Genomic DNA, 26,382 nt, shown 5'->3' with positions numbered 1-26,382 from the left:
CACAAGTCCCGGAGCCTCAGCTTCGCAGCCATGAAGCACCTTTAGAGGATGATCTACATGACAAATCCGGAACCACTGCTTCCGCGGCAGCCCGTGCCACCACTCCACGTCGACCTTGCTTCGGGCGGCGCCTTCGATCCTGCAAGCGAGAAGCCGGAGCAGTTCACGCTTCTCGTGTTCTATCGCGGCCTTCACTGTCCGATTTGCAAGACCCAGCTCAGGGAATTGGAATCGAAGCTCGAGGAGTTCGAGAAGCGCGGCGTAGCCGTGGTGGCTATATCATCCGATACGAGGGAACGGGCACTGCAGACCAGGGAAGCCTGGGGACTGACGCGGCTACGTATCGGCTATGGACTCGATCTCGCTGTCGCGCGCCGATGGGGCTTGTTCATTTCATCAGGGCGCGGCATGACGTCCGCCGGCGTGGAAGAGCCCGCGCGCTTCTCCGAACCGGCGCTGTATCTGATCCGACCGGACGGCACGCTGTACTTCGGCAGCGTCCAGACCATGCCGTTCGCGCGGCCGCACTTCTCCGACATTCTTGCTGCGATCGACTATGTGCTCAAGAACAACTATCCGGCGCGCGGTGAAGCAACGGACGTGTAGAGATGTTGATTGCGTGCCGGGCCGTGGCGCCCTACGGACAGTGGACAGCGCCATTTCCAAATGAAGCAACGAGATTTGACGAACAATATCAACTGGCTGGGGCGGGAGGGATCGAACCTCCGAATGGCGGAATCAAAATCCGCTGCCTTACCGCTTGGCTACGCCCCAACAGGTGACTGACGGAACGGCGGAAGATCGGGCTACCGCGGATTTCCCTCAGGTGCTGTCGGTCTATAGGGAGCGGCGCGGCATTTCAACCGCCTGGAGGGGCAAAATACCACACGGGCCGACGCCCCTCCCCTCTTCACTCTATATTATAGGCGCGGCGATGGCCCTGCGGCCGACCGGCGCCGGCCCGCCTCCCGGCCATTGAGACCGCCCCCGTTTCATGGGAATACGGCGCCAATATTTTGTCCACGGGAGTGAGCCATGACCTACCGCGCGCCGATCTCTGACATGCTGCTGTCGCTCAACCACGGCGCGGGCCTCAAGGCCGCCGTGGCGGCCGGCCATTACGGCGATTTCGACGCCGACATTGCCGCGGCCGTGCTGGAGGAAGCCGGCAAGTTCGCATCCGACGTGCTGGCGCCGCTCAACAAGGTTGGCGACGAACACGGCATCAAGCTGAGCGAGGGCAAGGTCACGACCGCGCCGGGCTGGCCGGACGCCTACAAGCGCTGGACCGAGGGCGGCTGGAACGCCGTCTCCGGCCCGGAAGGTTTTGGCGGCCAGGGCCTGCCCCTCGCGATCAACGCCGCCTGCACCGAGATCTGGAGCGCCGCCAACCTCGCCTTCGGCCTCTGCCCGCTGCTGACGGCCTCCGCGATCGAGGCGCTGGAGGCGCATGGTAGCGACGAGCTGAAAAAGATCTATCTCGAGAAGCTCGTCTCCGGCGAGTGGACCGGCACGATGCAACTCACTGAGGCGCAGGCCGGCTCTGATGTCGGCGCGCTGCGCACCCGCGCCGAGCGGCAGGCCGACGGCACCTATCGCATCAAGGGGACGAAGATCTTCATCACCTATGGCGAGCACGACATGACCGACAACATCGTGCATTTCGTGCTGGCGCGCCTGCCTGACGCGCCCGCCGGCACCAAGGGGATCTCGCTGTTCCTCGTGCCGAAATTCATGGTCAATGCCGACGGCTCGCTGGGGCAGCGCAACGACATCTATGCGAGCGGCGTCGAGCACAAGCTCGGCATGCATGCTTCCCCGACCTGCACCATGACCATGGGCGATCATGGCGGCGCCATCGGCTTCGTGATCGGCGAAGAGAACCAGGGCATGCGCTGCATGTTCACGATGATGAACCAGGCCCGCCTCGGCGTCGGCCTCGAGGGCGTCGGCGTCGCCGATCGCGCCTTTCAGCAGGCTCTGTCCTACGCCCAAGAGCGCAAGCAGGGCCGCGCGGTCGGCAAGAAAGGCGACGGCTCGGATGCGATCTTCGTCCATCCCGACGTCAAGCGCATGCTGATGCGGATGCGGGCGCAGACCGCGGCGGCGCGCACCATCTGCTATGCGACCGCGGTCGCGATCGACGTATCGACCCGCGCCAAGGACGCGAAGGTGCGTGCCGATGCGGCCGCACGCGCGGCGCTGCTGACGCCGATCGCGAAGGGCTATTCCACCGACATCGGCAACGAGGTCGCCTATCTCGGCGTGCAGGTGCATGGCGGCATGGGTTTCATCGAGGAGACCGGCGCTGCGCAGCACTATCGCGATGCCCGCATCACCGCGATCTACGAAGGCACCAACGGCATCCAGGCGATCGACCTCGTCACGCGCAAGCTCGCGGCCAATGGCGGCGCCTCGGTGTGGGCGTTGCTCGACGAGCTCTCGGCCACCGTCAGCCAAGTCGAGGCCTCCAACGATCCCACCTTCGGCACCACCGCCACCAAGCTGCGCGAGGCGCTGGAAGCGCTGACGCGCACCAGCAAATGGCTGCTGGAGCGCGGTACGTCCGCGCCGAACGAGGCGCTGGCCGGCGCGACGCCCTATCTGCAGCAGTTCGGCGCCACGCTCGGCGGCTGCATGCTGGCCTCTGAGGCGCTCGCCGCCAAGGCCGACGGCACCACGGACGCCGCGCGCTACGTCTCGCTCGCCCGCTTCTTCGCCGAGAACATCACGGTGCAGGCGCCTTCGCTCGAGCGCACCGTGACGGAGAGCGCGGAATCGGTCGCGGCGGCGGATGCGGCGCTGCTGGGGTAAGATCTGCCTGCCTGCCTGCCTGCCCGTCATCGCTACCGCGCCTTCATCCTCCGCTGTCATTCCCCGCGAATGCGCAGGGCTGTCCGGGGAATTCTATGCATAACAGAAGCTGATCTGGTCGGGGGAGCTTCTGTCGCGGGCAGCGGATGGGTTCACCTTGGGAGGTCGGTCGATGTCGGCGATTGGTTTTCGTGCGAACAGCGACGCGGCGACAAGACCTGCGAAGCGGATAGCCGGCATGATTAGACGACTTTCGCGTGCGGCGATCCGCAGCAGCAGATAGGCGATCATGGCGGCGAGGATTTGCAGACGGACCGCGTTCTCGGAGCGGCCGAGAAATTTGCGAAGCTTGAGGTGCTGCTTGATCCAGCGGAACAACAGCTCGATCTGCCAGCGTGTTTTGTAAAGCGCAGCGATTTCGATGGCCGAACGCTTCAGATCGTTGGTGATGAGGGTCAGTTTTGTACCGTCATCGCGTTTGAGGCGTATGCGGCGCATCGGAACAGCAAGTTTGGAGCTGCTGAGGAGCTTTACCTCAGCATCGTCGATGATTTTAAAGCCCTTCCCCTTTTGTTTCCGCAGCTTCCGCCAGCGTGTAGCTCTGAAGCGCAAATTCTTCTTCTGGCGGGTGACGAAGCAGGCGCCCGCGTCGTGAAGCCGTGTCCACCAGGCATAACTGCAATAGGCCTTGTCGAACACATAGGTGGCGCCGGCCTCGATCGGGAATTGCTGGGCTGGTGTGACGTCATTGACCGTCGACGGCGTGATCGCCAGACGGCGCGGATGATCCGAGCCGGGATCGTAAACCACGTGAAGCTTGAGACCACGGGTACGTCCGTTCCAACCGGCCCAGGTGCTGAGTTGATCCAGCGGCACCGGCGTCGCATCGATCAGCCGCAGCATCTCGGCACCCTCCCGCTTCAGCGCTCGGTCGGCATGCCCAGACAATCGCTCAAAGACTTCTGCGAAGATACTGACCGGCCGTCGGGCATTGGCATCCGCAAGCGTCGAGCGCGCCAATTTGCCGACACCAAGATGGTAGTGATGATGCGAATTGGCGTTCCAGATCGCCTCAAGGGCACGCAAGCTGTCGACGCCACTGAGCTGGGAGAATATCAATGCGACAAGATGATCCCAGCTGTCGAACGTCTTGTCGTAGGCATCGCCATCCAAACGATCCACAGTCGTCTGAAACTGCCGCCGATTGATCGGTTCAAGCAGCCTTCCAAAAATGCTATCGCTAAACCGCATGCCCGGCCCCTTTCTGAGTCTCGACAACCAGAAAGTACCTGCTTCAAGCCGGGAAAACCCGGGCATGCTCCGCGACACAGTGAATCATTCCCCGGACAGCCCTGCGCGAATGCGGGGAATCCAGTACGCCGCGGCTTCTCGATAAACGACTGACGCCACTGGGTACTGGATCGCCCGATCAAGTCGGGCGATGACACCGAATGTGTGGGACGAGCGTACCACACACGAGGGATTGCGCCGCGCTCCAGGCTACGAAGCTGCAACCTCAGCCCTTCCCCCGGCCGCCACAGCACGATTGCGGCCGCGACGAGATCGAGCACCACACACAGCGCGAACGCCGTCGTGTAGTTGCCGGTGAAGCTCCGCACCAGGCCGACGATGCCGGGGCCGAAGGCGCTGACGATGCCGCTGATCGAGGTGCCGAGCCCCATCGCGGCCGCGAAGGCGGCAGCGCCGATCTCGCGCTGGATGATCAGCGGCGGGAACGTGATCATGTTGCCGATCGAGAAGCCGTAGACGGCGCAGCAGGCCAGCAGCACGGTCGGACTCGTGCTTTGGAGCAGCACGAAGAGAGCCGCGGCCTGGCTCGTCATCGACGCCGCGCAGGCGAGCCGCGGATCGAGCCGGTCGACGAACAGGCCGAGCGACAGGCGGCCGACCACCGCCATCGCCGCCATGAGAGTGACGGCGAGGCCCGCGCTGGCGCGCCCGATCAGCGGCTCGAGGAACGTCACCTGATGGATGATAAAGCCCATCTGCGCCAGCAGCGCGATCGCGATCGGCAGCACCATGGTCCAGAACGCCGCGTTGGCGAGCAGCGCCTTGCGCGACTGGCTGGGTGCGACCGCATCGCCACTGGACGGACGTCCGGCCGATGCCGGCGAGGTCCCGGCGGGCCAAGCGATGAACGTCACGACGACCGGCAGCACCAGCAGCACCATTGCAAACGTGACCACCAGCATCGCGAAACGGAAGCCGATGCTGCCGGTCAGCGACAGCAGCAGCGGGACGAGGACGATGCCGCCGCATGTCGCACCATTGAAGGCGAGGCTGAGCGCGAGCCCGCGGCGCCGCTCGAACCAGGAGTTCAGCACGGTCGCGATCACCACGGTGCCCATACCGGTCCAGCCGACCGACATCAGCGCATAGGCGAGATAGAGCTGCCAGGGCGTCTGCATCAGCGCCAGCAGCACGGTCGACGCGCCCAGCGCCGACAGGCCGCACAGGATCAGCCTGCGCAGCCCGATGCGGGCGAGCAGATCGTCGGTGAAGATGACGAGGACGGAGGTCAGGAGGAACGAGAAGGTGCTGGCCGCGGAGACCAGCGTGCCCGGCCAGCCATGGGCGCGCTGCAGCTCGGCGAGATAGACGCCTTGGCCGTAGAGGCCGAAGCCGAACATGAAGAAGGCCATCAGGAAGCAGGCCAGCACCACACGCCAGCCGCGGTAGTGCAGCGAGGATTCGTCGACACCAGTTTTGGCAATCATCAATCGAGCAATCGGTCAAAGCAAACGGTGCAAGGTACGATCGTGCCCCACAACCAGCGGTTATTCAATTGAAACATTGTAGCCATTTGTTGCAACGCGCAATAGCGAGATCCCACCGATGCTGCGGGCGCCATGTACCTGCGTCACAAGATCGGCATCGAAAAGCTTGAGCCAGCGCATTGGCACGCCTGCAAGATGATGTAGGCTGACGTTTCGTGAGTTCATGCCAAAGGCAAGCGCCGCGGCGACCGCAGGGGGCTCTCATGCCGAATGGCAATATCGTCGTCACCGAAGAGCTTGGAACGCGCGTGATCACCCTGCGTCGTCCAAGCAAGAAGAACGCGATCACGCAGGACATGTACCGGGAGATGAGTCACGCAATCGACACCGCGCAGAACAACTCCGACATTCGCTGCATGATCATCACCGGCGGCTCCGGTGTGTTCACCGCCGGCGACGACATCGAGGATTTCCTGAAGGCCGACGCCTCGCACCCCGAGATGCTGTCGAATGGCGCCAAGTTTCTCTATTCGCTCGCCCTCAATGCCAAGCCGATCATCGCGGCCGTGGACGGCGCCTCGATCGGCATGGGCACCGTGATGCTGTTCCACTGCGACTATGTGCTCGCCTCGAACGCTGCGACCTTCTCCGCACCCTATATCCATCTCGGGCTCGTACCAGTCGGCGCGGCCAGCCTGCTGATGCCGAACACGATGGGCTACCAGCGCGCCTTCGCGATGCTGGTGATGGGGCGGACTTTTTCCGCCGCGGAGGCGCACGCCGCAGGCTTCGTCAACACCGTGGTCTCGCCGGGACACACCGAGGTCGAGGCGCGCAAGGTGGCGCGCGAGATCTGCCGCTTGCCGGCCGAGGCGGTCGCGACCTCGCGCCGACTGCTGCGCGCTCCGCCCGAGGAGCTCACCCGCCGCATCGACCAGGAAGGCCATCTGTTCGGCGAGCGGCTGCAGTCCGACGAAGCGGTGGCGGCGTTCAATGCGTTTGCGAACCGGAAGAAGCGGTAGGGAGCGCTCTGCTGCCACCCTCCCCTGGAGGGGGAGGGTCGCTCGCGCGAAGCGCGGGCGGGGTGGGGTGGGCCGCACAAAAACTCCCGCCCGTATGCGCGAGAATTTCTGGCACCTTCTGCCAGGATGGTCTGTCACCCCGCCCCGGTTCGCATTTCATGCGACACCGCCCCCTCAAGGGGCGGGTGGGAGTGCGCGGCAGTCGCCGCATGCAACAGAAGGTTTCGTGAAATCTTCGCGCCGAACGTCTAATCTGGTTCCATGCGACATCTTCTCCGCCTGACCGCCTTCGCGCTCGCCCTTACCTTTGCCCTCCCCGCCTCGGCCCAGACCGCCGCGCCGGTCGATCTGCGCATTCTTGCGATCAACGATTTCCACGGCAATCTGCGCCCGCCGCCGGGCGGCATTCGCATCGGAGATCCCGAGGATAGAGCCAAGAAGGTGATGGTGGCGGCCGGTGGCGCCGAATACATGGCGACGCTGGTGAAGCAGCTGCGCGAAGGACACAGGAACACGATCTTCGTCGCCGCCGGCGACCTGATCGGCGCGAGCCCGTTCCTGTCGGCGATGTTTCACGACGAGCCTTCGATCGAGTCGCTGTCGATGATGGGTCTTGCGATCACCTCGGTCGGCAATCACGAATTCGACGAGGGCAAGACCGAGCTCTTGCGGATGCAGAACGGCGGCTGCCATCCGGTCGACGGCTGCCAGGGGCCGCATCCCTTCACGGGCGCCAAATTCCATTACCTCGCAGCCTCCACAATCGAGACCGCGACCGGCAAAAGCGTGCTGCCGCCGTTTGAGATCAGGGAGTTCGACGGCATCTCCGTCGGCTTCATCGGACTGACGTTGAAAGGCACCGCCGGCATCGTCTCGCCCGCCGGCATCGCCGGTCTCGAATTCCGCGACGAAGCCGAGACGGTGAATGCGCTCGTGCCGCAATTGAAGGCGCGCGGGGTGGAAGCGATCGTGGTGCTGATCCACGAAGGCGGCGAGCCTGCCGGCGACTACAACGAATGTCCCGGCATCTCGGGCCCGATCGTCGACATCGTCAAGAAGTTCGACCGCGCCGTCGACGTCGTCGTCAGCGGTCACACCCATCGCGCCTATGTCTGCGATATCGATGGACGGCTCGTCACCAGCGGCGACAAATTCGGCACGCTGGTCACCGCGATCGACCTCAAGCTCGATCCCGCAAGCCGCGACATCGTCAGCGCCAGGGCCGAGAACGTCATCGTCGCCAATGCCTCGCTGGCCAAGGATGCCGAGCAGACCGCATTGATCGAAGCCTACGACAAGCTGTCGGCGCCGATCGCCAACCGGCCGGCCGGATCGGTGACGCAGACGCTGTCGCGCATTCCGAACGAGGCCGGCGAAAGCGCGCTCGGCGACGTCATTGCGGATGCGCAATTGCTTGCAACCCGCGATGCCAAGGACGGCGGCGCCGTCATCGCGCTCACCAATCCCGGCGGCATCCGCACCGACATCGTTCCGAAGGAGAACGGCGCGATAACGTTTGGCGACGTCTTCGCCAGCCAGCCGTTCCGCAACCGCCTCGTCACCATGACGCTCACAGGCCGCCAGCTCAAGGACTTGCTGGAACAACAATGGCTCGACCCGAAGCGGCCGCGGATCCTGCAGGTGTCGAACGGATTCAGCTATGCCTGGGACGCGGCGAAACCATTCGGCGAGCGCGTAATGCCGGAGAAGATGACGCTCAGCGGCAGGCCGATCGAAGCTGGAAGCGGCTACCGCGTCACCCTCAATGATTACCTCGCCGTCGGCGGCGACGGCTTTACCGTCGCCAAACAGGGCTCGGCGCCGCAATATGGCGGCTACGACGCCGACGCGCTGTTCGCGTTCTTCCGGGCGCATGGGCCGATCGGTCCGCTACCGCCCACCCGCATCCTGCGGGTGAATTGATCCGGATCAAACGGGCCGGCGCGGGACGACCCTTTGCCATTGCCGTCCAAACGCCTGAGATTGGGTTTTGCATTGCGTTTTGGCGCCGGATGCGCCAAGCGACGTCAAGAGCCGTTTTCTGTGAGGCCGACCTGATGAGCACGCTCCTTCTCTCCCACAAGGCCTGCCTCGACCACGTCACGCCGCCGGGACATCCTGAGAGGCCGGATCGTCTGCGCGCGGTGGAGGAAGCGCTGTCGCACGAGCGTTTCCAGTTTCTGGCGCGCGACCAGGCGCCGGAGGGCGATCTCGATCTCGTCACGCTGTGCCACAACGAGCACTACGTCACCGAGCTGCGCCACATCGCGCCGACCAGCGGCCAAGTCTATCTCGATGGCGACACCTCGATGTCGCCGGGCACCTGGGAAGCGGTGATGCGCGGCGTCGGCGGCGCGGTCGCGGCCACCGAAGCGGTGATGGCGGGCGAGCATCGCAACGCCTTCGTCGCGGTGCGCCCGCCCGGACATCACGCCGAGATCGGCAAGCCGATGGGCTTCTGCTTCTTCGACAATGTCGCAATCGCGGCGCGCCATGCGCAGCGCAAATACGGCATCAAACGCGCGGCCATCGTCGATTTCGACGTGCATCACGGCAACGGCACGCAGGACATCTTCTGGTCGGACCCGACCGTGATGTACTGCTCGACGCCACCAGATGCCGCTGTTTCCGGGCACCGGCGCCAAGAGCGAGCGCGGCGACCACGACACCATCGTCAATGCGCCGCTCGCGTCCGAGGACGGCGGGCCGGAATTCCGCAACGCGTTCGAGAATCTGATCCTGCCGCAGCTGGAAAAATTCAGCCCCGAGCTCCTCATCATCTCCGCCGGTTTCGACGCGCATTATCGCGACCCGCTGGCCTCGCTGAACCTGCGCGCCGAGGACTATGCCTGGGTGACGCGCAAGCTGATGGACCTCGCCGACAAGAGCGCAGGGGGCCGCATTGTTTCGGTGCTCGAGGGCGGCTATGACCTGCAAGGGCTGAAAGAATCTGTTACGGCGCATGTCGGCGCCCTGATGGGCGCGTGACGAACCCGCCACATTAAGCCCGCAAAATTCTGCTTTTGCTCATGTGAAGCGAATCGGGCAATCGGAAACGGATATGGCCGAAAATACCCAAATCGACGTCTCCAGGCTCACCTTCGAGCGCGCGATCGAGGAACTCGAAACGATCGTGAAGCGGCTCGAAGACGGCAAGGTGCCGCTCGAGGAATCCGTGACGATCTATGAGCGCGGCGAGGCCCTGAAGCGCCGCTGCGAGGACCTGCTGCGCCAGGCCGAGGCCCGCGTCGACAAGATCACCACCGACGCCAGCGGCCAGGCCACCGGCACCGCACCGCTCGACGTCCAGTAAGCCAAGTTCCCCCCCCTTCGGTTTCTGACCGCGCTTGTCCCTTTAACAGGGCACACAGGGAGCGCTGCCAGCTGCATTTTTCATGATCGCACGGCGCCGTCCCATGAAGCGTGACGGTTCCATGGGTGGGGAGCTGGTCGGGGTCGTTCCGGATTGAGGCCTTCCGAGGGACGAAAAAGATCTGATTCTGGCAAAAAAGTCCGCCAAGAAACCGGACGAGCCCGGAACCCCCCGTCACGGGCCGCAGTTAACCAAGCCGGCCCGCCGGTTGCACCTGCATACCCCCAATCGGCCCGGCGGGTTGGCTTTGGCCCAAGCTTTGGTGTAAAGCTGCGCGGAGTGTGGCTTTTTGTAAGCCTTGCGTGGGCAACGATTACCGACGACAAGCGCTTCAAACTGCTGATGAAATTGGCTGGGACGGGCGAAGCCGATCTAAGTGACAGGGATCACAGAGACTGAACCGGAGCGCACTTAAGCTTACCTAAGCTTGAAGACGGGGCCTGGCCCCATGCAGGTGGCTCCGACGGTTTGAGGACTCGCGCTGCGCCGATATTGAGCAAACCCATCGCGCACCGGAACCTTCCGGCGCTGACAAATTGGAAATGGCCGTGAACGCATACAGTAAAACGCCGCTTCTCGACACCATCCGGACGCCGGAAGACCTGCGCAAGCTCAAGATCGAGCAGGTTCGCCAAGTCGCCGACGAGCTGCGGCAGGAGACCATCGATGCTGTCTCGGTGACCGGCGGTCACTTCGGCGCGGGTCTCGGCGTGGTCGAGCTCACCACCGCGATCCATTACGTCTTCGACACGCCGCGCGACCGGCTGATCTGGGACGTCGGCCATCAGGCCTATCCGCACAAGATCCTCACCGGCCGGCGCGACCGCATCCGCACGCTGCGCACCGGCGGCGGCCTGTCCGGCTTCACCAAGCGCAGCGAGAGTGACTACGATCCGTTCGGCGCCGCGCATTCCTCGACCTCGATCTCGGCCGGCCTCGGCATGGCCGTGGCGCGCGACCTCTCCGGCGGCAAGAACAACGTTATCGCCGTGATCGGTGACGGCGCGATGTCGGCGGGCATGGCCTACGAGGCCATGAACAATGCGGGAGCGATGAACTCGCGCCTGATCGTGATCCTCAACGACAACGACATGTCGATCGCGCCGCCGGTCGGCGCCATGAGCGCCTATCTGTCGCGGCTCTACTCCGGCAAGACCTATCGCACGCTGCGCGATGCGGCCAAGCAGATCAACAAGCGCCTGCCCAAGATCCTCGCCAACCGCGCCAACCGCGTCGAAGAATACTCCCGCGGCTTCATGATGGATGGCGGCACGCTGTTCGAGGAGCTCGGCTTCTACTATGTCGGCCCGATCGACGGCCACAATCTCGACCACCTCCTGCCCGTGCTGAAGAACGTGCGCGACATGGAGGAAGGCCCGATCCTGGTCCACGTCGTGACCCAGAAGGGCAAGGGCTACGGCCCGGCGGAAGCGTCCGCCGACAAGTATCATGCGGTGGTCAAGTTCGATGTCGCCACCGGCACCCAGGCCAAGGCCAAGCCGAACGCGCCGGCCTACCAGAACGTGTTCGGCCAGAGCCTCGTCAAGGAAGCGCAGAAGGACGACAAGATCGTCGCTATCACCGCGGCCATGCCGTCGGGCACCGGCGTCGACATCTTCAACAAGGCGTTCCCCGACCGCACCTTCGACGTCGGCATCGCCGAGCAGCACGCGGTGACCTTCGCCGCCGGTCTTGCGACCGAAGGCTACAAGCCGTTCTGCGCGATCTACTCGACCTTCCTGCAGCGCGGCTATGACCAGATCGTGCATGACGTCGCGATCCAGAACCTGCCCGTCCGCTTCGCCATCGACCGCGCCGGCCTGGTCGGCGCCGACGGCGCGACCCATGCGGGCTCGTTCGACAACGCCTATCTCGGCTGCCTGCCGAACATGGTGATCATGGCGGCGGCGGATGAAGCCGAGCTCGTGCACATGGTGGCGACCCAGGTCGCGATCGACGACCGTCCGAGTTCGCTGCGCTATCCGCGCGGCGAAGGCCGCGGCATCGACATGCCCGAGGTTGGCATTCCGCTCGAAATCGGCAAGGGCCGCATGATCCGCCAGGGCAGCAAGATCGCCCTGCTCTCCTTCGGCACGCGCCTCGCCGAATGCGAGAAGGCGGCCGACGAGCTCGCAGCCCACGGCCTGTCGACCTCGATTGCGGACGCGCGCTTCATGAAGCCGCTCGACACCGAGCTGGTGCTCAAGCTCGCCCGCGACCACGAGATCCTGATCACGATCGAGGAAGGCTCGGTCGGCGGGTTCGGCTCGCATGTCGCGCAGTTCCTGACCGATCAGGGCGTGCTGGACAGCGGCATGGTCAAGTTCCGCTCAATGGTGCTGCCCGACGTGTTCCAGGATCACGACACGCCCGCCGCGATGTACGCCCGCGCCGGTCTCGACGCCAAGGGCATCGTCGCCAAGGTGTTTGAAGCGCTCGGCAAGGACGTCAAGGCCGAGACGGTCAAGCTGGCTTGATGGGTTTCACCTCTCCCGCGCGCGGGAGAGGTCGGATCGCGAAAGCGATCCGGGTGAGGGCTTTCTCCTCTTGGGGGTTCTCGATTGCCGAGATACCCTCTCCCCAACCCTCCCCCGCAAGCGGGGGAGGGAGCAGACCGCACGCGGTGGCTTGCTCCTCGACCCTAATTTTCCGGTTCTGACTCCATGAAGATCTATCTGGCAGGCCCCGACGTGTTCCTGCCGGACGCGGTAGAGATCGGCCGCCGCAAGGTCGATATCTGCACGGCTCATGGCCTTACCGGCCTTTATCCCCTCGACAACGCGATCGACCTCACCGCGCCCGATGTCTCGCGGCAGATCTTTTGCGGCAACGAGGCGATGATGGACAAGGCCGACGCCATCATTGCGAACCTCACCCCCTTCCGGGGCGCCGGCGCCGATCCCGGTACCGTCTACGAGCTCGGCTACATGGCCGGGCGGCGTAAGTTCTGCCTCGCCTATTCCAATGACGGCGCCGTCTATGCCGACCGCGTCGGCCGTTTCATGGACGTCGCCTCCGAGGACGGACGGCTGGTCGATGCGCAGGGGCTGACGGTCGAGGATTTCGGTCTCGTCGACAACCTCATGATGATCCACGCGCTGGAACTGCACGGCTGCCCGCTGGTGACACCGGCGCAGATGCCGGTCGATGTCTGGCACGATCTCGCCGCGTTCGAGGCTTGCGTCCGGATGGCGGCCGCGCGATTGATCGCTACATAAGCACTTCAGTCGTGCCCATGAGAGCGTGATGCCCCCTGCCCGCAAGCGCGCGGATGTATTGCTGGTTGAGCGCGGCCTGTTCGAGAGCCGGGCACGGGCGCGCGCGGCGATCGAGGCCGGCCTCGTCACGGCCGACGACAAGCCGGTTTCGAAACCGTCCGAGACGATCGCCGAGGACGCGGTGATCCAGGCCGAGCCGGCGCATCCCTATGTCTCTCGCGGCGGCGTCAAGCTCGCCGGCGCGCTCGAGCATTACCCGATTGAAATCGAGGACCATGTCTGCCTCGATGTCGGCGCCTCCACCGGCGGCTTCACCGAGGTGCTGCTGGCGAACGGGGCAAGCCTGGTGTTCGCCATCGACGTCGGCACCAGCCAATTGCATCCCTCGCTGCGCGATCATCCCAAGATCGTGTCGATGGAGGAGACCGATATAAGGTCCTACGAAGGCAAACGTCTGCCGGCGCGGCCCGATATTGTCGTCATCGACGTCAGCTTCATCTCGCTCAAGGCGGTGCTGCCGGTGGCGTTGTCGCTGGCGGCGGCACCCATGAGCCTGCTGGCGCTGATCAAGCCGCAATTCGAGGCGGAGCGAAAGCACAACAAGAAGGGCATCATCCGCGACGCCGCCGTGCACCAGGAGATCTGTGACGACATCGCGGCCTTTGCCGCTTCGCTCGGCTGCACCGACATCGAGATATTCCCCTCACCGATCACGGGCGGCGACGGCAACATCGAATTTTTCCTGGGCGCGCGCCGTGGTTGAGCGCCTGACGATTGATCATGTCGGCCATCGCGGCGACGGCGTCTGCCTGGACGCCGGCGCAGCGATCGTATGTGCCCTATACGCTTGGCGGCGAGACCGTCGAGGTCGATCACGTCGCGGGCCACCATCCTGACCGCCGCAAGCTGCTCGCGGTCGACGTCGCAAGCCCCGAGCGCATCGAACCGTTCTGCCCGCATTTCGGCGTCTGCGGCGGCTGCGCCATCCAGCATTGGGCGAGCGAACCCTATCACGCCTGGAAGCGCGGCATCGTGGTCGAAACGCTGGCGCAGGCTGGCGTCGATTGCGAGGTGGCACCGCTGGTCGATGCGCACGGCGCCGGGCGCAGGCGCATCACGCTGCACGGCCGCTTCGGCACGCATGACGTTCTCAAGGTCGGCTTCTCCGCGACGAGTTCGCACGACGTCATTCCAATCCATCGCTGTCCCATCCTCGATCCCGCGCTCGCCGGCGCGATAGACGCCGCCTGGGCGCTGGCCGAACCGCTGACGACCAAGATGCCGGTGACGAAGCCGCTCGATATCCAGGTCACCGCCACCACCAACGGCCTCGATGTCGATGTGCGCGGCTCCGGCCCGCTGCCGACGCCACTGGTGACGGCGCTGTCCCGCGTCGCCGAGCAGCACCGCCTGGCGCGACTGACGCGGCATGGCGAACTGGTGCTGCAGCGCCTGCCGCCGACGGTCAGGATGGGCCGCGCTGAGGTGACGCTGCCGCCGGGCTCATTCTTGCAGGCGACCGTCGCAGGCGAAGAGACGCTGGCCGCGCTCGTCGCCGAGCGCGTCGGCAAGGCCAAGGAAATTGTCGACCTCTTCTGCGGCGTCGGCCCGTTCGCGCTGAGGCTGGCCGAGAAGGCCCGCGTGACCGCCTATGACAGCGACGCCGGCGCGATCGCAGCGCTGGCGAAAGCGGCGCGCACGCCCGGCCTGAAGCCGATCAAAGCCCAGCCGCGCGACCTGTTCCGCCGTCCCGTAGTGCCGCAGGAACTGCGCGACTTCGACGCGGTGGTATTCGACCCGCCGCGCCAGGGCGCCCAAGCTCAGGCGCTGAAGCTTGCCGCAAGCAAGGTGCCCGTCGTGGTCGCCGTGTCCTGCAACGCCGCGACCTTCGCCCGTGATGCGCGACTGCTCATCGACGGCGGCTATCGGCTGGAGGCGGTGGTGCCGGTCGACCAGTTCCGGCACACGCCGCATGTGGAGCTGGTGGCGCGGTTCAGCCGGTGACGTCGGATCGCTAAGCCGACGGCTCGAATTGCGGTTGCCATCGCAGCAGGTAGGACTGGAGCGAACGCACCGCGATCGCCAGCAGGATGCCGACGAACATCATGACGAAGATGGCGACCATCATCTCGCTGGCATTGGCCCGCGCCTCGGCTTCGATGATGAGCTTGCCAAGGCCGCGCTCGGCACCGATGAATTCGCCGACGATGACGCCGATCAGCGCAAAGGACACCGCCGGCAGCAGCGAAGCGAACACCCAGGCGAGCGCGGACGGGATCACGACCGTGCGCAGCACGGTGAATTCGCTGGCGCCGAGCAGACGGGCGGCGGCGATCTGGTCGCGGTCGACCGCACGCGTCCCCTCGAAGGTGTTGAAGAACACCACGAAGAACACGACGAGCCAGGCGGTCGCGATCTTGGAGAGATCGCCGAGTCCGAAGATCAGGATGACGAGCGGTACCAGCGCGATGCGCGGTATCGAATTGAATGCCACGATGTAGGGCCCGAATACGCGGGCCAGGAAATCCGAACGGCCGAGGATCAGGCCAGCCGCGATGCCGCTCGCAGATCCGAACAGGAATCCCCACCAGGTGTTCTTCAGCGTGACGAGCGTTGCAAGCCACAGATTGTTGTCGTTGGCCTTGATGCAGGCGGCAAAGCCGCTGGTATCGGCAAAGCAGCCAAGCCGCAGGAAGCTCTGCCAGATCAGCGACGGCTTGGCGACGAAATAGGGATCGAGGATCTTCGGTACGTAGGCCTTCGGCAGCAGCGCCTTGCTCCATTCAAAGCCCCACTGCCAGATGACGAGAACGGCCGCGAGAATGGCCAGTTGCCAGAACAGGATGACGGTGCGGCTGTTGGACATGGTCAGTCGGCCCTGGTGCGGCGGAACTCTTCGCCGAGCGAATGCCAGATGTGGGAATAGAGACGGCCGAACTCGGCGGTCTCGCGCACGGCCACGGGATCGCGCGGACGCGGGATGGCGACGTCGAAGTCTTCCTTGAGACGGCCGGGCCGCGCCGAGAGCAGGATGATGCGGCTCGCCAGTGTCAAAGCTTCGCCGAGATCGTGCGTCACGAACAGCACGGTCTGCCGCTCGCGTTCCCAGATCTCCAGCAGCGTCTTGTGCATCTCCAGCTTGGTGTGAGTGTCGAGCGCGCCGAACGGCTCGTCCATCAGCAGAATCTCGGGCTCCAGGATCAGGGTGCGCATCAAGGCGACGCGCTGGCGCATGCCGCCGGACAGCATGCGTGGAAAGCTCTGCGCAAAACCCGAGAGCCCGGCCTTTTCGACCGCCGAAGCGACGCGCCCTGCGCGCTCGGTCTTCGGCAGTCCCGCGATCTCCAGCCCATAGCCGATGTTCTGCTCCACGGTTCGCCAGGGAAACAGCGTATCGCGCTGGAAGACATAGCCGACCCTGGGGTTGACCTTGCCGGTCTCGACCGTGTCCTCGTCGATCAGGATGCGTCCGCCAGAGCGCGGCAACAGCCCCGCGACCATGTTGAGGATGGTGCTCTTGCCGCAGCCGGAGGGACCGAGCAACGCGACGAACTCGCCCTGCTTGACCTCGAAGGAGACGTCATCCACCGCCACGAACTCGCGGCCGGACGCGTTGAATCGCTTGGCGAGCCCCTGCACGGCAATGCGGGTGCGCGCCGCCGCTATTTGATCCTCGTCTCGCGCGAGCGCGAGGCCCTGACCTGGCGCGGCGATCATTTGTATTTCGCCCTGGCTGCCTGGAGGAAGCTCATGTCGACGACATCCTCGTATCTGGTCTCGGGAATATCAGTTCCCTTGCGGTACCAGGGCTTGGCGCCACGTTCGAACGCGGGCTTGTCGATCACACCGTCATAGGCCCAGGTCGACTTGTCGAAGCCGAGCTCGGCGCTGACCGCGTCGGGATCGATGCCCGAGAAATATTTCGGCGTGACCAGCGCCTGCACCTCGGCGAGCGGCGTCGCCTTCACGAAAGCCATCGCGCGATGGATCGCATTGACATAGGCCTGCACCATCGCCTTGTCCTGCTCGATCGTGTCCTGGAGCGTGTAGATCACCAGCACGGGCAGCGTCCCGCCGAAATCCTTCTCAAACACGCCGGGCTTGGACGTGTCGTAGATCGTCCGGCCAAAGCCCTTCTTCTCGACCTCGACGATCCAGCTCGGCGGCGCCATGATGGCGTCGAACTGCTTGGTCTGGAGCGAGGGGAACATGGTGTTGGTCCCGCCGCCCGCGACCCAGTTCACCTTGCCGCCGAGCCCGCGCGCTTCGAACACATAAGTGCCGAACACCCAGGTGCCCGACCCGATGGCGGTCGCGGCGACGATCGGCTTGGCGCCATCGGGGCGCTTGTAGTCCGCGAGCTTCTCGACCGAATTGATGCCGGCGTCGTAGAGGTCCTGCCGGACCATGATGCTGGCGTAGGAGCACACCATCTCGGTCGCGAGCAGGATCTTGCAGGGCTTGCCACGCGCGCCGAGCTGGAGCGGATGGCTGGCATCGCCATGGGCGAACAGCGCCTGCCCCGCCGCCAGGGTCTGGCGACCGAACGTGCCGGCATTGCCGGTGACGAGCTTGGAATCGAGTCCCTTCGTCGCTAAAGTACCCCTTCAGCTCCGCGATCATGCCGATGGCATAGACCGGCGACACCGGTCCGAAGGCGAGCGAGACCTGCTTGGCCTCGGCGCGCAGCTGCCCGGCAGCAGCGATGCGCCGGCCCATGCGGAGCCTGCGATCAGCGCCTGGCGCCTGGTAATGCTCATGTGCTCCTCCTCCCTTGGTTTCTTTGTTCGATTGCGCCGATCGGTCAGGACGGCGCGACCTTGATCGTCCCTGCTTGTCGCAGCGTTTCGATCTCATTCGGCGACATGCCGATCTCGCTCAGGATCTCGCCGCTGTGTTCGCCGATCTCGGGTGGATCGTAGCGGTTGGGCAGGCGCCTTCCGTCCATGGAAATCGGCAAGAGCGGCGTCTTGGCCTCGCCGCCGTCGGGCAGCCGAATATCGGTCAGGCCGCCGGACTGGTTGAGATGCGGATCATCGAAGAGATCGCCGGGCTTGTTCACCGGCGCGTAGGGCAGATCGAGCTGCTCGAGACGCGCGGCGAGATCGGCCTTGTCCCATTGCTTGAAGATCTTCGCGATCTCGGGGATCAGCCAGCCGCGATGATCGACGCGGTCGTTGCTCGTTGCAAAGCGCGGATCAACGAGCCAGGCTTCGCGATCGAAGGCGCGGCAGAACGCCGCCCATTGCTCTTCACCGACGATGGTGACGAATAGTTTCGAGCCGTCCCGGGTATCGAAGAGATCATAAACCGGCCATGGGCTGTCCTTGATCGAATACGGGATCGAGGGCTGGCCGCTGACCACCTCGCACATCATGGCCTGCGCCATCAGGAACACGTTGTTCTCGTACAGCGCACTCTGGATGTAGCGACCCCGGCCGGTCCGCTGCCGCTCGGCCAGCGCAGCCTGAATTGCGATCACGCCGAACATTCCGCCCATGACATCGTTGACCGAGGCGCCCGCGCGCATGGGCCGATCGGGCAAGCCGGTCATGTAGGCGAGGCCGCCCATCATCTGCACGACCTCGTCGAGCGCGAGGCGATTCTCGTAAGGCCCGGGCAAATAGCCTTTGAGCGAGCAATAGATCAGGCGTGGTGCAAAGGCCGCGACGCTCTCGTAGTCGAGGCCGATCCGCTTCAACAGGCCCGGCCGGAAATTCTCGATCAGGACGTCGCTGTTCTCGATCAGCCTGCGTGCGATGTTCTGGCCTTCCGCGGTCGACGTATCCAGCGCGATGCTGCGCTTGTTGCGGCTGTAGGTCGCGAAGAAGCCGGCGGCGGGCCCCTTGAAGTACCGAGTGCGGTCGCCCTTGGGCGGCTCGACCTTGATCACGTCGGCGCCGAGATCGGCGAGGATCAAGCCGCAGCTCGGCCCCATCACCATCTGGCTGAACTCGATGACCCGCAGGCCTGCCAGCGGACGAAGCTCCGATGCAGTCTCACACGCAGCCCTGGTCATGCCGCGCTCCGCAGGACCTTGGGGATGCCGGCCTCGTGCAGATGCCCCGTCAAATGTTTTGCCGGGATATGGCGGGCGAGAATATCGCGCGTTTGCATCAGGCGGTCGAGGTCGATGCCGGTAGAGAATCCCATGCGCTCCAGCATGAACACGAGATCCTCGGTGACGATGTTGCCACGCGCACCGGGTGCAAAAGGACAGCCGCCGAGGCCGGACACCGCGGCGTCGAAACGGCGGATGCCCGCTTCGAGGCCGGCGACGGCATTGGCAAGGCCCGCACCGAGCGTGTCGTGCAGATGCAGTCGCAGCGTCATTTGCGGCCCGACCTCGCGACGCACGGCCACGACGATCTGCCCGATCGATTTGGGCGTCGCATAGCCGACGGTGTCGGCAAGCCCGATCTCGTCGGCGCGGGCTTCGGCAAAAGCGCGTGCCACACGGCACACGGCCGCCTCGCTCACCGCGCCCTCCAACGAGCAACCGAAGGAGGTGGAGATCGCGCCCATCAGTTGCGGCCGCTGGTCCACCGGCCGGGCGTCGATCGCGGCGCGGACCGCGCGAAAGCCGTCGAGCTGCTCTTCTATCGTGCGGCGCACATTGGCGCGGTTGTGCGTCTCGCTTGCCGAGATGACGAAATAGACGGCGTTGACGCCTGCTGCGATGGCGCGCTCGGCGCCCTTCGGGTTCGGCACCAGCGCGCCGATGGTTGCGGACTTGTGTGTGAGCGCATGCGCCATCACCGCATCGACGTCGGCGAATTGCGGCACGACCTTTGGCGGGACGAAGGATCCGGCATCGATCTCGCGCACGCCGGCGGCCGCGATCGTGTCGATCAGCGCGCATTTGGCTTCGGTCGGAACGAAGATGTCCAGATTCTGGAGACCATCGCGGGGAGCAACCTCGCAAATGTGGACATCGGGCGCGCGCGCCATCGTGGCTCTCCCTGGGCCGATTGTATATTGTTGCATAAAAGAACAATCCATGGGACAGTCTGTCAAGCCCAAAACTTGCGTGCACTGCAATGATCGCATCCGACAGTTCCCGACAGCGCAGCGTCAAAAACGGTTCCGAGCGCGCCGAGCACCTCGCCGGCCTGATCATGGCGCTGGCCCGGCGCGAAGGCATGAAGGTCGGAGACCGCCTGATCGAACAAAGGCTTGCGGATGCGCTGGACCTTTCACGCGCGCCGATCCGGCTCGGCCTGAAGGCTCTGGAAGCAGCGGGGCTGGCACGCGGCGAGCCGCATCGCGGCTTTGTGCTGGCAAAGAATCCCACCAGCGGCGCCGCCCAACCCGCGCTCGCGGCGGTCAGGCGCAACGAGCAGGTTTATGCGACCATCGCAGGCGACGTGCTCGCAACGCGGCTGCCGGCCGACGTCACCGAGGCCGAGCTGATGCGCCGCTATGGCCTCAGCCGGGCCGAGCTACAACGGCTGCTGGACCGGATCGCCGCCGAGGGCTGGATCGCGCGCCTGCCCGGCTATGGCTGGCGCTTTGCCGAGACGGTCTCGAATTCCGAAGCCCAGGCCAAGGCCAAGGCATTTCGCGCGGTGATCGAGCCGGCGGCGATCGCGCAGCCGGGCTTTGCGCTGCCGCAGGAGGTGATCGTACGCTTGCGCGAGCGCCAACAACGCGTCTTCGAAGGCGAGCTCGAAAAGATGACGATCGGCGAGATCTTTCACTCCGGCTGCGAATTCCACGAAGAGATCATCCGCGGCGCCGGCAATCCCTTCTTTCTCGACGCGCTCAAGCGCGTGAACTCGATCAGACGCCTGTTCGCCTATCGCAGCTTCGCCGACCGCGACGGCATGCGGCGGCACGTGCGCGAGCATCTGCGCCTGCTCGACGTCCTGGAGACGCGGCGCTACACTGAGGCGGCCGACCTGATGGCCCGGCACCTGCAACGCCCGCTGGTGGCGGGCTTGTCGTGATGCGCGAACCAAATTGCTGCCATCCCAGCTTGATTCCGGTCAATCGCTCTCGCGTCTGTTGGTGCTAACGCGTCCCTGCGCATCGGCAGGGAGCGGACGTTCGTGTTCAACCGACGGCAGTTCATCACAACCGCGCTCGGGTGGTCCGCGGCTGCGGTCAGCGGCTCGCCTGCTGCAGGAGCAACGATGACCTACGACGAGGCGGTGGATGCATCACGGGCCCCACTTCAAGCCAGGCCGAGGGATCGCGAGCTCGTCCGATTTGCGACCCTGGCGGCCAACAGCCACAACACCCAGCCGTGGATCTTCTCTGCGCTCGGCAACGAAATCGTAATTGCCCCCGACTTCGCGCGCCGCTGTCCGGCCGTCGATCCGGATGACCATCATCTCTTCGTCAGTCTCGGCTGCGCTGCGGAAAACCTCATCCTCGCAGCTTCCACACTGGGTTGGCACGCCACTCCGTTCGTCGATGGCGACCGGATCGTGATCACGCTCGAAGAGGCCCCGCCGGCAGCATCGGAGCTGGCCGCTGCGATTCCCGTCAGGCAATGCACCCGTGCGACCTTCGACGGCAGGCCGGCCACACCGGAGATCTTGCGCCGGCTCGAGAACGCCTGTCGCGAACCGAACGTCGCGGCGATCCTGATGACCGAACGCGCCGCGATCGCTGAGGTCACCGACTATGTGCTCGAAGGCAACTCGGCGCAAATGCGCGACAAGGCCTTCATGCGCGAGCTCGTCAGCTGGATCCGCTTCAACGAGGCGGAGGCGCTCGCGACCATGGACGGGTTGTTCTCGCCCGCGTCGGGAAACCCGTCGCTGCCTTCATGGGCGGCGCGACCGCTTCTGAAACTCTTCTTCACCGAGAGCGGGAAAACAAGAAATACCGCGAAGAGCTCGAAAGCTCTGCGGGCGTCATCGTGCTCGCTGCCGATCGCAGCGACAAGTGGCATTGGATCGCGGTCGGCCGCGCCTGTCAGCGTTTCGGCTTGCAGGCGACCGCGTTGGGACTAAAATATTCCTTCGTCAACCAGCCGGTCGAGGTGGCAGCGCTGAGGCCGCAATTTGCGACGCGGCTCGGGCTGGGCGAACGGCGCCCCGACATCGTGATGCGCTTCGGGACCGGCCCGAACCTGCCGAAATCGCTGCGACGTCCACCAGAGCTGGTGATGCAATTCTAACGACGCAAGCCGCCCAGCGCCGGCGACTCGCCGGGCAGCATCGAGGAGTTGATGTCGCTGTCCATGCGTCCCGATTGCTGTTGGATGAATCCGGCACCGAACGACAGGCTGAGATTGGAGGTCGGCTTGAACTCGACACCCGCGAACGCGCCATAACCGGGCGTGGCGCTGGAGGTCAGCGGCGCCAGCGAGCTGCCGATGCCGTTGCCGAATTTCAGCGTGTCGAAGCCGGCGAAGAACGTGACGGGGATGCCGCCCGCCGTCTTGGTGTTGTAGCCGAACTGCGTGCTGTCATAGGACAGCGCGCTGAAATTGCCGGCCGAGCCGGCCTGATTGAAGCCGCTCAGACCAAAATTGCCGCGCTCGCTGCCGACGAAGAAACCGTTCGCATAGCTGGTACGCCAACCCGCATCGCCGGCATTGAAGCTCGAGAAGCCGCCGTAAGTATCGGAACTCTGCTCGGCACCACCACTGAGGCCGAAAGGCCCGCCGGGAATCCAATATCTCAGCGGCGCAACTTGCGCATGAGCCGGTGCGCCGGTGAGGCAGAGCACGGCGAGAGTTGCAAGAGCGCGTGAACGTGGGAAGTTGAACATCCAGGTTACCGTTGAGAGTTTTGCAAATTATACTCCTCGGACATCACCAATGCCAGCGGTGCGACCGCGCCGACGTCACGGCCCCGAGCCTCCCGGAGAGCTCCAGCTGATGCCCCACGATCCGCTGCTCACGCGCCTGACGTCCGCCTTTGCCGGGGTACCGGGCGTCGAGGCTGTCGTTCTCGGCGGCTCGCGCGCACGGGGCAGCGGGCACTTCACGTCGGACTACGATGTCGGCCTCTATTTCAAGACGGCGATCCCGCTGGATACCGAACGGTTGCTGGCCGCCGCAAAAGACATCGCCGACGATCCCGCAGCCACGACCGTGACGCCGGTCGGCGAATGGGGTCCGTGGATCGTCGGCGGCGCCTGGCTTTCAGTGGAAGGCCGCAAGGTCGACCTGCTCTATCGCAACGCCGACGCGGTCGAAGCGGCGATGGAATCCAGCCGCGCCGGCGTGGTCACCATGGATTATCAGCCCGGCCATCCGCATGGCTTCTGCTCGGCCATCTGGATGGGCGAGATCGCGTATTGTCAGCCTCTGCACGACCCGAAGGGTTTGATCGTTCATCTCAAATCAATCGCGCTTCCGTATCCGCAGGCTCTGCGCCGCGCCCTGATCCGGCGCTTCCAGTGGGAAGTCCTGTTCAGCATCGAAAATGCCGAGCTCGCGGCGGCACGTGACGAGCGGACCCACATCGCGGGATGCCTCTACAGATCGCTCGCCTGCATTGCGCAGGTGCTGTTCGCCCTGAACGAACGCTATCTCATCAACGAAAAGGGCGCGCTCCAGGAGGCGGCTGGCTTGCCGCTGACGATTCCGCAACTGGAGGAGCAGGCAAACGAGGTCTGGCGGCTGATCGGCGACGGCACCTTTGCGCCCGCTTGCGAGGCCTTGCGCAGGATCGACCGGCAGCTGAAGGTGCTGACATCTTGAAAGCATGGAGAACCCGGTGACATCGGATAGTCCCGTCACTTACGAATTTGCAGGCAACATCGCCCGCATCACGCTGCGCCGCCCGCCCGTCAACGCGCTGAGCCTCGAGGTGATCCGCGCGGTGGTCGCGGCGCTCCGCCGCGCCGCGGACGATCCGGAGGCGCGCGTGGTCGTGCTGGCGAGCGCTATCCCTAAGCGCTTCTCGGCCGGCCTCGATCTCGACATCCTGCTCGGCAAGCCCGGCGCCGAGATCCGCGAATTCCTCCAGGCGCTCTATATCGACCTCTACGACGCGCAGTATCGGCTCGGCAAACCGTCGATCGCCGCCGTCGGCGGTGCGGCGCGGCGGCATGACCATGGCAGTGTCCTGCGATGTGGTGCTGGCGGCCGAGAGCGCGACGTTCGGCTATCCCGAGATCGACGTCGGCGTCATCCCGGCGATCCACTATGCCCATCTGCCGCGGATCGTCGGACGTCACCGCGCCTTCGATCTGCTGTTCACCGGCCGCGTCTTCAGCGCCGCGGAGGCGCGCGAGCTCGGCGTGGTCAACCGCGTCGTCGCCGACGCGGAGCTCGAGGCCGAGGTCGCAAGGCTCGCGGCGCAGTTCGCGGGAAAATCGGCGGCGGTGCTACGGATGGGCCGCGCCGCCTTCATGCGCCAGATCGATCTCGACTATCGGCGCAGCATTGCAAGCGCCGTCGACGATTTCTGCAATGTCGCGACGTCGGATGAGGCGCAGGAGGGCTTGAGAGCGTTCGTGGAGAAGCGGCCGCCGAAATGGTGAGGACGGCAGCTTTCAGGCGGTCTTGTCGACCGAAGACGAGGAGTTGGCCGGCGGATATTTCGTCACCGGCACCATGAAGGATTTCGTGCCGACCTGGTAGATGATCTTGCCGTTCTGCCCGTCATCGGTTGCGATCTGCGCCTGGCCGAACATGATGACGTTCTTGTAGACGGTGCCGGTGCCCTGGCGGGTGACGCCGTCGGTGGTGACGCTGACCTGGGCTTCCTTGCCGTTGACCGAGAGCACCTTGAAGCTCGCGCTCTTGCCGTTCTCGCTGGAATAGCCGCCCCAGCTTCCCATGAGGCGGCTGTCGGAAGCCGGCGGGTCCTGCTTCTCGAGGTTCGCGGTCTGCTTGCCAGCGCCCCCGAAGGAGAACAGCAGCACCATGTTCTTGCCGTCCTTGGTGCCGACCGTGACCCCGCCAAAGGTGATGAGCGTGCCCTTGACCTCGGCAAAGCCGCGCTCGGTGTGGCCGTTATGGGTGTACTCGACCTGCGCCCGGGCACCGCGGATGTTCACGACCTTGAAGCCGACGGGCTGGTTGTTGCCCACCCAATTGCCCTTCCAGTCACCAAGCAGCGCGCTCTGGTGATACAGCCGCTCGTTGGCGGGAGAAATCTGGCTGGTGCTCGACGTGACGATGGCCATGGTCTGCTCGGTGGACGGGTTCGACGAACCCGCTCTCGTTCGCGCGCCCGACAGCAAAGTCAAAACTGCGATCGGAAACGAACTGAAACAACCGGATTAGGGCCATGTGCCGGTTAACGAGCGGTTAAATTCAACCGTCGGGCGAGATGAGGCGAAAGGTCCCAACCGGCGTGCGCTATTAACGGCCCCAGCGGTCCGACCAGATCTTCTCGCCGATCATGCAACTGACGCGCGGCTCCTTGTCCGCAACCCGCATCACGGGGCGCTCCGGCATGCGGCCAGCGACCTCCATCAGCAGCTTGGTGCGGATCGCTTCCTTGAACTTGTCGCGATCCTTGATCGTGATGACGAAAGAGCCGGGACCGCCGATGACGCAGTCCTCGTAGTAGAAGTCGAGATTGTCGATATCCATGGTCGAATAGGACGGCTCCTTGACCATGATCGGCAGACCGTTGATGACGATGCCCTTCTCGAGCGCGGCATCGCGCGCCACCGTGACCGGGATGCCATTGTTGTTGGGGCCGTCACCGGAAATGTCGATCACGCGACGCAAGCCCCGATATGGATCCTCGTCGAACAGCGGCATCGCAAACGTGATCGCGCCGGAGATCGAGGTGCGCGAGGCACGCCGGATCGGCGTCTTCATGATCTCGGCGGCAACCGCATCCGCGGTCTCGGGGCCGTCGATCAGGCGCCAGGGGATGATGATCTTCTGGTCGCTGGAGGCGGCCCACTCGAAATAGGTTACCGCGATCCGGCCGTTCGGACCGAGCTTCAGCGCCTGGAGGAATTCTTTGGACTGGATCGCCAGCGCGTAGCCTTCGCGCTGGACCGCGAGCTCGTCCATGTCCATGGAGTAGGAGACGTCGACCGCGAGGATCAGTTCGACGTCGACCGTCTGTGCATCCTTGTCGGCAGCCAGCCGCTGCGGCTGATTCTCAAGCGGCTCGAATTTAGGTCCTGGCGCCGCGATGCCCGCGACGTCCCCTCCGGCAAGCACGCCGGCCACCAGCACAGCCCCGATCGAGAACAGCAAGCGCATCGCAGCGGTCTCCCGTCGTATGACGCGATGGTGACATGCAATCGCCTTGCCGCAAAGTGCGAAGATCGCTTGCGCTTCA

Annotated in this window: 21 protein-coding genes, 1 tRNA gene and 4 pseudogenes; 15 read left to right on the top strand and 11 right to left on the bottom strand. The window is 64.7% G+C overall.

Going from position 1 to position 26,382, the window contains the following annotated elements:
- Window positions 1–57 precede the first annotated feature (57 nt).
- Window positions 58–606 (top strand): peroxiredoxin-like family protein, encoded by a 549-nt coding sequence (locus ACSKB8_RS44240; RefSeq protein WP_438111720.1) that lies wholly within the window; start codon window positions 58–60, stop codon window positions 604–606.
- A gap of 93 nt (window positions 607–699) precedes the next feature.
- Here the strand turns inward: ACSKB8_RS44240 and ACSKB8_RS44235 are convergent.
- A tRNA-Gln gene (locus ACSKB8_RS44235) sits at window positions 700–774 on the bottom strand.
- 261 nt (window positions 775–1,035) lie between these two features.
- On the opposite strand from ACSKB8_RS44235, the gene ACSKB8_RS44230 reads away from it, so the two are divergent.
- Window positions 1,036–2,814: an acyl-CoA dehydrogenase gene (locus tag ACSKB8_RS44230; RefSeq protein ID WP_438111719.1), complete on the top strand. Its 1,779-nt coding sequence runs from the start codon at window positions 1,036–1,038 to the stop codon at window positions 2,812–2,814.
- Window positions 2,815–2,907: 93 nt separating this feature from the next.
- On the opposite strand, the gene ACSKB8_RS44225 is transcribed toward ACSKB8_RS44230, so the two are convergent.
- Together ACSKB8_RS44225 and ACSKB8_RS44220 are read right to left on the bottom strand one after the other, a co-directional pair.
- Window positions 2,908–4,023 carry an IS4 family transposase gene (locus tag ACSKB8_RS44225; protein WP_438111797.1) on the bottom strand — a complete coding sequence of 372 codons (1,116 nt, stop codon included), beginning with the start codon at window positions 4,021–4,023 and terminating at the stop codon, window positions 2,908–2,910.
- Complete coding sequence (locus ACSKB8_RS44220; RefSeq protein WP_438111718.1) at window positions 3,930–5,552, bottom strand: MFS transporter; 1,623 nt, start codon at window positions 5,550–5,552, stop codon at window positions 3,930–3,932. The genes ACSKB8_RS44225 and ACSKB8_RS44220 overlap by 94 nt, the downstream gene beginning before the upstream one ends.
- A 263-nt stretch (window positions 5,553–5,815) precedes the next feature.
- On the opposite strand from ACSKB8_RS44220, the gene ACSKB8_RS44215 reads away from it, so the two are divergent.
- The 8 genes and pseudogenes from ACSKB8_RS44215 (at window position 5,816) to ACSKB8_RS44180 (ending at window position 15,169) form a co-directional block, all read left to right on the top strand.
- Window positions 5,816–6,574: an enoyl-CoA hydratase-related protein gene (locus ACSKB8_RS44215; protein WP_438111717.1), complete on the top strand. Its 759-nt coding sequence runs from the start codon at window positions 5,816–5,818 to the stop codon at window positions 6,572–6,574.
- Window positions 6,575–6,835: 261 nt separating this feature from the next.
- Window positions 6,836–8,497 (top strand): bifunctional metallophosphatase/5'-nucleotidase, encoded by a 1,662-nt coding sequence (locus ACSKB8_RS44210; protein ID WP_438111716.1) that lies wholly within the window; start codon window positions 6,836–6,838, stop codon window positions 8,495–8,497.
- A gap of 134 nt (window positions 8,498–8,631) precedes the next feature.
- A pseudogene (locus ACSKB8_RS44205) lies at window positions 8,632–9,562 on the top strand (histone deacetylase family protein).
- A 73-nt stretch (window positions 9,563–9,635) separates the two neighbouring features.
- Entirely contained in the window at window positions 9,636–9,887 is a 252-nt protein-coding gene (locus ACSKB8_RS44200; RefSeq protein WP_008551229.1) for an exodeoxyribonuclease VII small subunit, read from the top strand.
- Between the two features lie 608 nt (window positions 9,888–10,495).
- On the top strand, window positions 10,496–12,424 hold the full coding sequence (gene dxs / locus ACSKB8_RS44195) for a 1-deoxy-D-xylulose-5-phosphate synthase (RefSeq protein ID WP_130220925.1): 1,929 nt from the start codon (window positions 10,496–10,498) through the stop codon (window positions 12,422–12,424).
- 186 nt (window positions 12,425–12,610) lie between these two features.
- On the top strand, window positions 12,611–13,165 hold the full coding sequence (locus ACSKB8_RS44190) for a nucleoside 2-deoxyribosyltransferase (protein ID WP_438111715.1): 555 nt from the start codon (window positions 12,611–12,613) through the stop codon (window positions 13,163–13,165).
- A gap of 28 nt (window positions 13,166–13,193) precedes the next feature.
- The gene (locus ACSKB8_RS44185; protein ID WP_370984963.1) at window positions 13,194–13,928 is read left to right on the top strand and encodes a TlyA family RNA methyltransferase; all 735 of its coding nucleotides are present in this window, start codon (window positions 13,194–13,196) and stop codon (window positions 13,926–13,928) included.
- Window positions 13,921–15,169: pseudogene (locus ACSKB8_RS44180) on the top strand (class I SAM-dependent RNA methyltransferase). Before ACSKB8_RS44185 ends, ACSKB8_RS44180 begins: the two are co-directional and overlap by 8 nt.
- Before the next feature lie 10 nt (window positions 15,170–15,179).
- Here ACSKB8_RS44180 and ACSKB8_RS44175 read toward each other — a convergent pair.
- From ACSKB8_RS44175 to ACSKB8_RS44155, 5 genes and pseudogenes are all read right to left on the bottom strand, one after another.
- Window positions 15,180–16,031 (bottom strand): ABC transporter permease, encoded by an 852-nt coding sequence (locus ACSKB8_RS44175; RefSeq protein ID WP_438111714.1) that lies wholly within the window; start codon window positions 16,029–16,031, stop codon window positions 15,180–15,182.
- A 2-nt stretch (window positions 16,032–16,033) separates the two neighbouring features.
- Window positions 16,034–16,882, bottom strand: a complete 849-nt coding sequence (locus ACSKB8_RS44170; RefSeq protein WP_438111713.1) for an ABC transporter ATP-binding protein — start codon at window positions 16,880–16,882, stop codon at window positions 16,034–16,036.
- Window positions 16,879–17,757 (bottom strand): annotated as a pseudogene (locus ACSKB8_RS44165) (ABC transporter substrate-binding protein); the annotation flags it as partial. The gene ACSKB8_RS44170 and the pseudogene ACSKB8_RS44165, both read right to left, overlap by 4 nt.
- Before the next feature lie 212 nt (window positions 17,758–17,969).
- A complete protein-coding gene (locus ACSKB8_RS44160) occupies window positions 17,970–19,184 on the bottom strand; it encodes a CaiB/BaiF CoA transferase family protein (protein WP_438111712.1) in 1,215 nt (404 codons plus the stop codon).
- On the bottom strand, window positions 19,181–20,116 hold the full coding sequence (locus ACSKB8_RS44155; protein ID WP_438111711.1) for a hydroxymethylglutaryl-CoA lyase: 936 nt from the start codon (window positions 20,114–20,116) through the stop codon (window positions 19,181–19,183). Before ACSKB8_RS44155 ends, ACSKB8_RS44160 begins: the two co-directional genes overlap by 4 nt.
- 89 nt (window positions 20,117–20,205) lie before the next feature.
- Between ACSKB8_RS44155 and ACSKB8_RS44150 the strand changes: the two genes are divergently transcribed.
- Complete coding sequence (locus ACSKB8_RS44150; protein WP_438111710.1) at window positions 20,206–21,114, top strand: FCD domain-containing protein; 909 nt, start codon at window positions 20,206–20,208, stop codon at window positions 21,112–21,114.
- An 827-nt stretch (window positions 21,115–21,941) separates the two neighbouring features.
- Window positions 21,942–22,295, top strand: coding sequence for a hypothetical protein (locus ACSKB8_RS44145; RefSeq protein ID WP_438111709.1), 354 nt, complete (start codon window positions 21,942–21,944; stop codon window positions 22,293–22,295).
- Here ACSKB8_RS44145 and ACSKB8_RS44140 read toward each other — a convergent pair.
- Complete coding sequence (locus tag ACSKB8_RS44140; protein WP_438111708.1) at window positions 22,292–22,891, bottom strand: hypothetical protein; 600 nt, start codon at window positions 22,889–22,891, stop codon at window positions 22,292–22,294. The two genes, ACSKB8_RS44145 and ACSKB8_RS44140, sit on opposite strands and share 4 nt — an antisense overlap.
- A gap of 109 nt (window positions 22,892–23,000) precedes the next feature.
- On the opposite strand from ACSKB8_RS44140, the gene ACSKB8_RS44135 reads away from it, so the two are divergent.
- The 3 genes and pseudogenes from ACSKB8_RS44135 to ACSKB8_RS44125 all read left to right on the top strand — a co-directional run bounded on the left by ACSKB8_RS44135 (window position 23,001) and on the right by ACSKB8_RS44125 (window position 24,613).
- The gene (locus tag ACSKB8_RS44135) at window positions 23,001–23,828 is read left to right on the top strand and encodes a nucleotidyltransferase domain-containing protein (protein ID WP_438111707.1); all 828 of its coding nucleotides are present in this window, start codon (window positions 23,001–23,003) and stop codon (window positions 23,826–23,828) included.
- Window positions 23,829–23,832: 4 nt separating this feature from the next.
- Window positions 23,833–24,111, top strand: a pseudogene (locus ACSKB8_RS44130) (enoyl-CoA hydratase-related protein); the annotation flags it as partial.
- A gap of 73 nt (window positions 24,112–24,184) precedes the next feature.
- On the top strand, window positions 24,185–24,613 hold the full coding sequence (locus ACSKB8_RS44125) for an enoyl-CoA hydratase/isomerase family protein (protein WP_438111706.1): 429 nt from the start codon (window positions 24,185–24,187) through the stop codon (window positions 24,611–24,613).
- Between the two features lie 12 nt (window positions 24,614–24,625).
- Here ACSKB8_RS44125 and ACSKB8_RS44120 read toward each other — a convergent pair whose 3' ends face one another.
- Both ACSKB8_RS44120 and ACSKB8_RS44115 read right to left on the bottom strand, forming a co-directional pair.
- Window positions 24,626–25,261 carry a hypothetical protein gene (locus tag ACSKB8_RS44120; RefSeq protein ID WP_438111705.1) on the bottom strand — a complete coding sequence of 212 codons (636 nt, stop codon included), beginning with the start codon at window positions 25,259–25,261 and terminating at the stop codon, window positions 24,626–24,628.
- A 178-nt stretch (window positions 25,262–25,439) separates the two neighbouring features.
- Window positions 25,440–26,303 carry a DUF1194 domain-containing protein gene (locus ACSKB8_RS44115; RefSeq protein ID WP_438111704.1) on the bottom strand — a complete coding sequence of 288 codons (864 nt, stop codon included), beginning with the start codon at window positions 26,301–26,303 and terminating at the stop codon, window positions 25,440–25,442.
- Window positions 26,304–26,382: the final 79 nt, after the last annotated feature.

This window comes from Bradyrhizobium sp. BR 1432, assembly GCF_051547705.1.
GTDB classification, from domain to species: Bacteria; Pseudomonadota; Alphaproteobacteria; order Rhizobiales; family Xanthobacteraceae; genus Bradyrhizobium; species Bradyrhizobium zhanjiangense.
Note: the sequence above shows the minus strand (reverse complement) of the source record. Positions and strands in the feature narration are given on the sequence as shown.

Coding starts and splice junctions, on each gene's coding strand:
- ACSKB8_RS44240 (WP_438111720.1), top strand. CDS start 58: ATGACAAATCCGGAACCACTGCTTCCGCGGCAGCCCGTGCCACCACTC.
- ACSKB8_RS44230 (WP_438111719.1), top strand. CDS start 1,036: ATGACCTACCGCGCGCCGATCTCTGACATGCTGCTGTCGCTCAACCAC.
- ACSKB8_RS44220 (WP_438111718.1), bottom strand. CDS start 5,552: ATGATTGCCAAAACTGGTGTCGACGAATCCTCGCTGCACTACCGCGGC.
- ACSKB8_RS44215 (WP_438111717.1), top strand. CDS start 5,816: ATGCCGAATGGCAATATCGTCGTCACCGAAGAGCTTGGAACGCGCGTG.
- ACSKB8_RS44210 (WP_438111716.1), top strand. CDS start 6,836: ATGCGACATCTTCTCCGCCTGACCGCCTTCGCGCTCGCCCTTACCTTT.
- ACSKB8_RS44200 (WP_008551229.1), top strand. CDS start 9,636: ATGGCCGAAAATACCCAAATCGACGTCTCCAGGCTCACCTTCGAGCGC.
- ACSKB8_RS44190 (WP_438111715.1), top strand. CDS start 12,611: ATGAAGATCTATCTGGCAGGCCCCGACGTGTTCCTGCCGGACGCGGTA.
- ACSKB8_RS44185 (WP_370984963.1), top strand. CDS start 13,194: ATGCCCCCTGCCCGCAAGCGCGCGGATGTATTGCTGGTTGAGCGCGGC.
- ACSKB8_RS44175 (WP_438111714.1), bottom strand. CDS start 16,031: ATGTCCAACAGCCGCACCGTCATCCTGTTCTGGCAACTGGCCATTCTC.
- ACSKB8_RS44170 (WP_438111713.1), bottom strand. CDS start 16,882: ATGATCGCCGCGCCAGGTCAGGGCCTCGCGCTCGCGCGAGACGAGGAT.
- ACSKB8_RS44160 (WP_438111712.1), bottom strand. CDS start 19,184: ATGACCAGGGCTGCGTGTGAGACTGCATCGGAGCTTCGTCCGCTGGCA.
- ACSKB8_RS44155 (WP_438111711.1), bottom strand. CDS start 20,116: ATGGCGCGCGCGCCCGATGTCCACATTTGCGAGGTTGCTCCCCGCGAT.
- ACSKB8_RS44150 (WP_438111710.1), top strand. CDS start 20,206: ATGATCGCATCCGACAGTTCCCGACAGCGCAGCGTCAAAAACGGTTCC.
- ACSKB8_RS44145 (WP_438111709.1), top strand. CDS start 21,942: ATGGGCGGCGCGACCGCTTCTGAAACTCTTCTTCACCGAGAGCGGGAA.
- ACSKB8_RS44140 (WP_438111708.1), bottom strand. CDS start 22,891: ATGTTCAACTTCCCACGTTCACGCGCTCTTGCAACTCTCGCCGTGCTC.
- ACSKB8_RS44135 (WP_438111707.1), top strand. CDS start 23,001: ATGCCCCACGATCCGCTGCTCACGCGCCTGACGTCCGCCTTTGCCGGG.
- ACSKB8_RS44125 (WP_438111706.1), top strand. CDS start 24,185: ATGGCAGTGTCCTGCGATGTGGTGCTGGCGGCCGAGAGCGCGACGTTC.
- ACSKB8_RS44120 (WP_438111705.1), bottom strand. CDS start 25,261: ATGGCCATCGTCACGTCGAGCACCAGCCAGATTTCTCCCGCCAACGAG.
- ACSKB8_RS44115 (WP_438111704.1), bottom strand. CDS start 26,303: ATGCGCTTGCTGTTCTCGATCGGGGCTGTGCTGGTGGCCGGCGTGCTT.